8 protein-coding genes are annotated in these 7,168 nt (G+C 38.7%); 6 read left to right on the top strand and 2 right to left on the bottom strand.

The genetic code is table 11. The features are described from left to right. Positions 1–37: 37 nt before the first annotated feature. On the bottom strand, positions 38–598 hold the full coding sequence (locus MICAI_RS15375; protein ID WP_008203716.1) for a 5-formyltetrahydrofolate cyclo-ligase: 561 nt from the start codon (positions 596–598) through the stop codon (positions 38–40). Between the two features lie 32 nt (positions 599–630). Between MICAI_RS15375 and grxC the strand changes: the two genes are divergently transcribed. Next, on the top strand, positions 631–948 hold the full coding sequence (gene grxC / locus MICAI_RS15370) for a glutaredoxin 3 (protein WP_002751734.1): 318 nt from the start codon (positions 631–633) through the stop codon (positions 946–948). Beyond that, a complete protein-coding gene (gene tadA, locus MICAI_RS15365) occupies positions 933–1,427 on the top strand; it encodes a tRNA adenosine(34) deaminase TadA (protein ID WP_008203712.1) in 495 nt (164 codons plus the stop codon). The genes grxC and tadA overlap by 16 nt, the downstream gene beginning before the upstream one ends. A gap of 95 nt (positions 1,428–1,522) precedes the next feature. Here the strand turns inward: tadA and MICAI_RS15360 are convergent, their stop codons facing one another. Continuing rightward, positions 1,523–2,293: a segregation/condensation protein A gene (locus MICAI_RS15360; RefSeq protein WP_008203710.1), complete on the bottom strand. Its 771-nt coding sequence runs from the start codon at positions 2,291–2,293 to the stop codon at positions 1,523–1,525. Positions 2,294–2,344: 51 nt separating this feature from the next. Here MICAI_RS15360 and pdxH point away from each other — a divergent pair, with 51 nt between their 5' ends. The 4 genes from pdxH to MICAI_RS22595 all read left to right on the top strand — a co-directional run bounded on the left by pdxH (position 2,345) and on the right by MICAI_RS22595 (position 6,849). After that, complete coding sequence (pdxH, locus tag MICAI_RS15355) at positions 2,345–2,989, top strand: pyridoxamine 5'-phosphate oxidase (RefSeq protein WP_002787824.1); 645 nt, start codon at positions 2,345–2,347, stop codon at positions 2,987–2,989. A gap of 230 nt (positions 2,990–3,219) precedes the next feature. After that, positions 3,220–3,477, top strand: a complete 258-nt coding sequence (locus MICAI_RS15350) for a trypco2 family protein (protein ID WP_008203704.1) — start codon at positions 3,220–3,222, stop codon at positions 3,475–3,477. 69 nt (positions 3,478–3,546) lie between these two features. Then, positions 3,547–4,248 carry a COP23 domain-containing protein gene (locus MICAI_RS15345; RefSeq protein ID WP_008203703.1) on the top strand — a complete coding sequence of 234 codons (702 nt, stop codon included), beginning with the start codon at positions 3,547–3,549 and terminating at the stop codon, positions 4,246–4,248. Between the two features lie 108 nt (positions 4,249–4,356). Then, the gene (locus tag MICAI_RS22595; protein ID WP_008203700.1) at positions 4,357–6,849 is read left to right on the top strand and encodes a CHAT domain-containing protein; all 2,493 of its coding nucleotides are present in this window, start codon (positions 4,357–4,359) and stop codon (positions 6,847–6,849) included. The last annotated feature ends 319 nt before the right edge of the window (positions 6,850–7,168 follow it).

The following is a 7,168-nucleotide window of genomic DNA, read 5'->3' as shown; positions in this document are numbered from 1 at the left end:
AGGCGGGGGGATCTGAAAGTTTTTAATACCTACCTACTTAAAAAATTTCGGTTCTCGATTCGGTACAGATTGCCTGTAATTTTTGGTCCCAAGTATCGAGGGGAAGGGTATCGAGATAGGCAAAGTCAAAGACAATCCCGATCGAGGGGATAGCTTGCCATTCGGGGGAATGTAAGAGACGATCAAAATAACCTCCCCCGTAACCTAAGCGATAACCTTGGCGATCGCAAGCGACGGCGGGAATTAATAGTAAGTCCACTTCGGCTGGTAAAATGAGAGGAGCGATCGCTGTTGGTTCATAGATGCCATAACGATTTAATTCTAGGGGATCGTCGGCAGTCCAACAGTGCCAAGTCAGGCTATCTCCGTCACAACGAGGAAAACCCCAGCGATGGTGTTGGCAAAATAAGGAACTTAAATCCGGCTCTTGACGATAACTGAAGTAAGCGAGAATGGTTTTAGCGTGGTGAAAGAGGGGTAAAGATTGTAAATTTTTGCAAAGTTGCTGACTATTTTCTTGCCAAATATGCTTAGGAAGCGATCGTCTTTGGGCAATTAGTTGTTTGCGTAATCGGGCTTTTTTGGTAGCAGAATCCATAAAATAGAGATAAATATTTCTGTAGTCACAAGATGCTAAATCTATTTAACTCGCTTTTTGGGCGTTATAACGAGAATATCAAGGCCAATGTGGAAATTTATACCTGGGCAACTTGTCCCTACTGTATTCGGGCCAAATGGTTGCTGGGTTGGAAAGGGGTAAAATACACCGAATACAAGATTGATGGGGATGAAAGCGCTCGTCAAGCCATGGCCGAACGGTCCAACGGTAAACGCAGTGTACCACAGATTTTTATTAATAATGAACATATCGGTGGTTGTGATGATTTGTATGCTTTGGATGGTCAGAAAAAATTAGATAATTTACTGGCTAAATGTGGGACTATCTAAAGTCTATTGATGAAAAAGCCTATGAGAAACATCGGCAATGGATGCAGTTAGCTTTAAATTTAGCGGCAACTGCGGGGGATCGGGGTGATGTGCCGGTGGGAGCGGTTATCGTGGATAAAGAGGGACATTTAATCGCTCAAGAAGCTAATTGCAAGGAAAAACACCATGATCCCACCGCTCACGCCGAAATTCTGGCGATTCGTGCCGCTAGTCAAGTGTTAGGCAATTGGCACTTAAATGATTGTACCCTCTACGTCACCCTCGAACCCTGTCCCATGTGTGCTGGGGCAATTATTCAGGCTAGATTAGGATTATTAGTGTACGGTGCTGACGATCCCAAAACAGGAGTTATCCGCACTGTGGCTAATTTTATTGATAGTCCTTTTTCTAACCATCGTTTACCGGTAATCGCGGGAATTTTAGCCAAGGAATCGGGGGAATTATTACAAACATGGTTTGAGAAAAAAAGAAATGTTTAAAGAAGTCAGGGAGATAGGAGTCAATAAGCTGTAATGCCTCTTAGCTTAAAACCCCACACCCGACACCGCACACCCTGCCTCTAGAAAAAACTTTTTCAGCAAACCCTAATTAAAGCAATAGTTAAATCCTGATAAAAATCCTCCTGTTTTAACTCCACTTTTGATTGAGAAGCCAGTAAAAGTAAAGCCCAAAAAATCGCCACCTTTTCCTGTGTTGCCGAGTGACTAGAAGGCTTTTCCGCTTGCCATAAATCTAATAAATACTCAAACTCTATCTCATTTTTCTCTAATTGAAAAAACTTTCTCTGCAAAAAAAAGTCCAGTTCCGCTGCCAATTCCGTCAGGTTTTCTTGGTGGGCCAATTCCGTGATAATTTGTACCGCTTCCCGTCGGGATTGGGGCCGGGGTTTCGGGACAACTACAGGCAGTTTCGGTAAAGCTTCAATCTCTAGGGCAATCTGTTGTAATTGAGTGATTAACTCCTGCAAAGTTACCCGTCTTTTTCGCGGTGGTGGGGCAGCAGTACGACGGCGAATATGATTTTCTAGATAACGGGGTAAAGTTCTTAGTTCCCGTTCTAAATCGCTAATTTCCTCATCAATCAGACTTTCTTCTTGCTGGTCTAAAGACAATCTTTCTAGGGTATCAGCCTTAAATAAAACTAACATGGAAGCCCATAAAAAAGCCTGTCCCGATTGGGGTAAATTAGCCTGGGCCATGGCTAAATCTAGATCATTTAATAACCCCAATTCTGCCAAAAAGCGATCGATCACATCGATAACCTGCACATCCCAGGGGTCAATTTCTCCCTGTTCCGCCATTTCTAAAAGAGAGGCGATCGCATCACTGGCCGAGGTGATAGTCATGATTGTAGAATCTTGTAGGATCTCAAAGGATAAAATTTAGCAAGCAAAACCATGGACATATCGATCGCTGACCTGCGCTTGGACTACAATCTCGAAGAATTGCTAGAGTCAGAAACATCTGCCGATCCTTTCATTGTATTTAAACAATGGCTAGAACGGGCGGTATCTTCGGGAAGATTGGAACCCAACGCTATGACTTTAGCCACTATTTCCCCGGAGGGTAAACCCCGGGCCCGCATGGTACTGTTAAAAGACTTCGATCCTCGCGGTTTTGTTCTCTTTACCAACTACCAAAGCGCCAAAGGACAGGAATTAATCGCCAATCCCAATGCAGCCCTAGTGTTTTGGTGGGGAGAATTGCAACGGCAAATTAGGATCGAGGGAACTGTAGAAAAAATCAGCGAGGAGGAATCGGATAACTACTTTTTTGTCCGTCCCTGGGAATCTCGTTTAGGGGCCTGGGCCTCCAATCAAAGTGAAGTGATTTCGGGGCGAGATATCCTCGAAAAACGCCTAGCAGAACTAAAAGAAGAATATGCGGGTCGTGAAGTTCCCCGTCCTCCTCATTGGGGCGGTTTTCGCCTAATTCCTAGTTTAATCGAGTTCTGGCAAGGTCGCCCCAGTCGTCTCCACGATCGTCTCTGTTATTATCGTCAAGAAGATGGCAGTTGGCAAAGGCAACGTTTAGCTCCTTAGTTTGATCTTGACACCTTGTATTGGCAAAATAGCTCGATACTAATTCAATTTGTCATTTTAGTCTTGAGATAATACTAGGTCGATTTCTTTTCCCAACCCGCGCTTACCTTAGCGATCGGGTTGGGCTATTATGTCATTTGAGAAAGGCAATCTCTCTGCCCTAAAGTTTCAGAAAAACGATAGAATTGAAAGGGTTTTTGTCTGCATCCTTCAAAAATAACTAGAGAATTATGGACATCAATAAAGTTGGACTTCGAGAAACCTTAGAAGCATTGCGGGTTGAACTGAGTAAATCTATTTTAGCCTCTGAGGGTGAGCAGATTCGCTTTGAAGTGGGTGAAATTGAATTAGAGTTTCAATTTGTGGTTGAGCAGTCGAAAGAAGGCAAAGGTGGGCTGAAATTTTGGGTAGTAGAAATGGGTGGGGGTGTCACCAATAAAGATACGATAACCCATAGAATTAAAATTCCTTTAAGCTTTTGCCAATAGTGGATAAGAGATATACAATAAAAGAGGTGATCACCCCAAAAGAATCTTTTCTAAAGAGGTAATCAATTAATGAGCGATAACAAAAATAATGTTGGTGCTGGTGTTGTGGCTATTCTGACTGCGGCTGCACCAGTTATTGTTGCGGTGACTGGACTAATATCTGTACTTAAGCCATCGCCTGATCCTTCTCCCAAAGCAGAACCCCAGAAAACAAACGTTTCTCCTCGTCAAGTTCACTCGGAGTCTCCAGCGTCAAAAGTTACGTTTTCCTGTGGAGAAAGTGAATACAATGGAAAAAGTTTTCCTGCAACAATTGCAACCGGTGATGAATCGATTCCAATTATTCTTTGGAAGCTAGATAATAATCATTTTGGTGATAATTGGCCACCGCTAAAAAGGTGTGAGGAAGTTTCTCGGCGATTCCAAAGAATTTATAATCGTGATGGCTTAAAATATTTAGTTGCCACATTAGAAACCTGGGTTCCCAATAAGGAAGTGCCTGTAATCTGTGCTGTTAAATCAGAAAATTCAGTTTGCTATGAGGAGGATTTATTAATTACTTTAGAATCGAAAGATAACCCTGATGATGTTCTAAAAGAGCTATTAAATCGCCGTCATTTACCTAGTCAAGAGCCTCCTGTTTTAAGGGGAAAAACACCGCCTAAGACTTTTGCGGAAGGAAAACGATTTTTTTATGATATTTCTTCAATTATTCCTTCACCGCAATCTCAAAATACTAGCGAAAAAAGTCCAGAAAAACCTGCTTTTTAGCGTGTCATTCTAGACTAAGTTCCACCTTAATAAACACCGAGAATTTGCTTTTTTGATCACTTAAGAGTTTTGACATTAACCAAAAGTTTTCATTTTTAGGTATGTATTATGAAATTAATTAGACTATTAAACTTAATTGTTTTATCTGTTGCTGTTCATTTAATTGGTGTGTCATTTTTTAAACAATTTCCAGTATTAGCACAATCAAATAGTGAACAAATTGAACTTCCCAGTGGTTTTGAAGAACGGTGGAAAGGACGGAAATCTGGGTATGATTTTGTTTATAAAGAGATCAATATTCCACCCTCAACAGAAGAAGACGCATGGCGAATTTTATCGAGTCATAGGGACAAAAGTAGTAGTGGTGATTTTGTTGGTGATAGAAGCCCTCTTGACGATTTAATTGAGTTTCAGGATAACGAAGTCGCTCTAAAGATTTTTCAGAAGGTGAAAAGTCACAAAGGAGAAACCTCGGCATTAGCTAGTTTGTGCGTCTCCTATAAATCATATTTTTCACTGGACAAGTTGATTAACTACTGCGAGCAGTTTGTCTTAAAACAGAAAAATGCTAGGGATTCTATTGACACATACTTAGGAACTAGTTCGTTTTATCTTCATAATATAATGTATAGTCTTTATTTGGAAAAAGGTGATGAGAGTAAAGCGAATAAAATGTTGAAAATGATGAAATTGGACTTTCAGGCTGGGTATTCAAAAGAGATGTTAAGTCCATACTTATTAACCCTTGGTCGTATTACCAAAAATGATTCTTTTTATCGTCAAGGAGTAAGTAACATCAGAGATACGATCAAAAATGAGGTACAAATGGATTTAGAAAAATATCCAACGTTTCCATTTCTTTTATTGCTTACTGGAGAAATTGCCGAATCTGAAAAATTATTTAAGCAATATGTTTCTTCAAAAGAAAAAGAAATTTTATATGGAGGGTTTGGAGATAACTATGTAGGTGTAGCTTATTACAATTTACCTTTTTTGGGATTGCAAAAAAATCTAGTCGTTCAAAACAAATACGAGGAGGCTTTACTATTCGCAGAAAAAGGAAAAGCCTTAAGACTTTCTTATTCACTAAATGACAATCGTGAAATTAACTTGACAGTAAAAAAAATTCAGGAAATTGCTAAATCTCTTAATACAACTTTTGTAGAATACTCTTTATTAGAAGGTGATGAATTTCGAGATAATGAACTCTTAATATGGGTTGTAAGACCTAATGGAAAAATATATTTTAACTCTGTTAATCTTGACAAATTTGAGCTAAAAAAGTTACCCAGAAGTTTTGATACTTCAGCAATGACAAGAGGAACTATTTTTGCAGAGCCTCAAAAAATATCTATCTCAAATCTGGTCTTTATTCCTATAGTTGGTGGGACACTAGCTATTTTACTATGGTTTATTTTAAAGAAAAGAAGTATAGCTATAACGGTAGTTAGCTTAACCTTTATCATTACCATTTTTTCGCCTTCTATTAGTAATAAAATTGCCAATGGATTACGGGAAGATAATATAAAGACTAAATCATCTAACAACCATCAAGTAATTGCTTTTGATAAGCTCATTAAATCCTCTTTATTTAATCTTCGAGGTGGTAAAATTAATGATGCTAGTCAATATTTAAATGACAAGAGTTGCAAGGATAATCAAGAATGCCTATATCAGCTATACCAAATTTTTATTGAGCCGATTGAAACATTTTTAAAACCCGAAGATAAGATCGTATTTATTCCTCAAGGAAATATTTATAAAGTTCCTTTCAATGCGCTAATGAATGCGGATGGTCATTACTTAATTGAAAATTATACTATCTCTATATCGCCATCTATTCAAATTGCAAAACTTCTAGATGATAAAATCAAAAATAAGCCTAAATATATTGAAAATGTTCTTGTTGTTGGTAATCCTCGAATGCCTCAGTTTAAGTTAAGTTATTTGAGCTTACCGATAACTCCTCCGTCACTTAAAGGAACTGAACGTGAAGCAGAAGAAATCGCAAAACTATACAAGGTAAAACCGCTAATTGGTAAGGAGGCGACAGAGCCAGTGATTCGAGATAAAATGCCTTCTGCTAATATTATTCATATTGCCACTCACGGATTTGAGCAGACTGTCACTGGTTCAGGACAGGGTGTTCTTCATCCATCCATCATTGTTGCTACTTCAGATAATGATGTTTTACAGACTGATAATGATGCTTTACTAACTAATGAAGAGACTAATAATGATGGTTTATTGACTAATGATGGCAGTTTAGGAAAAAGCAATTTGATGACTGAATTGGCAATTTTTAGTGCTTGTGAAACAGGACTTGGAATAACAGTAAGCGAGGGTGTACTTGGCTTTGCAAACAACTTTATTTACTTAGGAGTTCCTAGTGTCGTTGTCTCTCAATGGCAAGTGCCTGATCAATCAACTTCTGAGTTAATGATAGAATTTCATAAAAATCTTATTTCTGGACAGGATAAATCTAAGGCTTTAAGACAAGCAATGCTGAAAACAATGAAGAACAATCCAGATCCCATTAATTGGGCTGGTTTTATACTGATTGGCGCAACCAATACAAACATTAATTTTTCCAAAAAATAATTTCAAAACATTACTTCCAATTGCCTAAAGTCTAAGTGAGATCGCCGCTTCGTAGATACTGTGTTAATTGTCAAGGGTAAATAAGAGAAAAATCAATCCCCTCCTCTGAAACAGCGACAGGAATAGCCAACTTAGTTCAACGCACCAGAAATTTTCTCAATCTCATCAAACTCTATGGGCTCTTCGGTTGGTGTTATGCAATAGACGGGGAATATAAGGGATGTAACCCTTATATAGAAAGGCATTTAGCGATTTTTGTTAATTGTTTTTGATCTAGAGCGAACTAATCAATTAAATCTTTTGCCAGATAAGGATTTAG

The sequence above is a fragment of the Microcystis sp. T1-4 genome (genome assembly GCF_000297435.1).
Classification (GTDB): Bacteria; Cyanobacteriota; Cyanobacteriia; order Cyanobacteriales; family Microcystaceae; genus Microcystis.
Note: the sequence above shows the minus strand (reverse complement) of the source record. Positions and strands in the feature narration are given on the sequence as shown.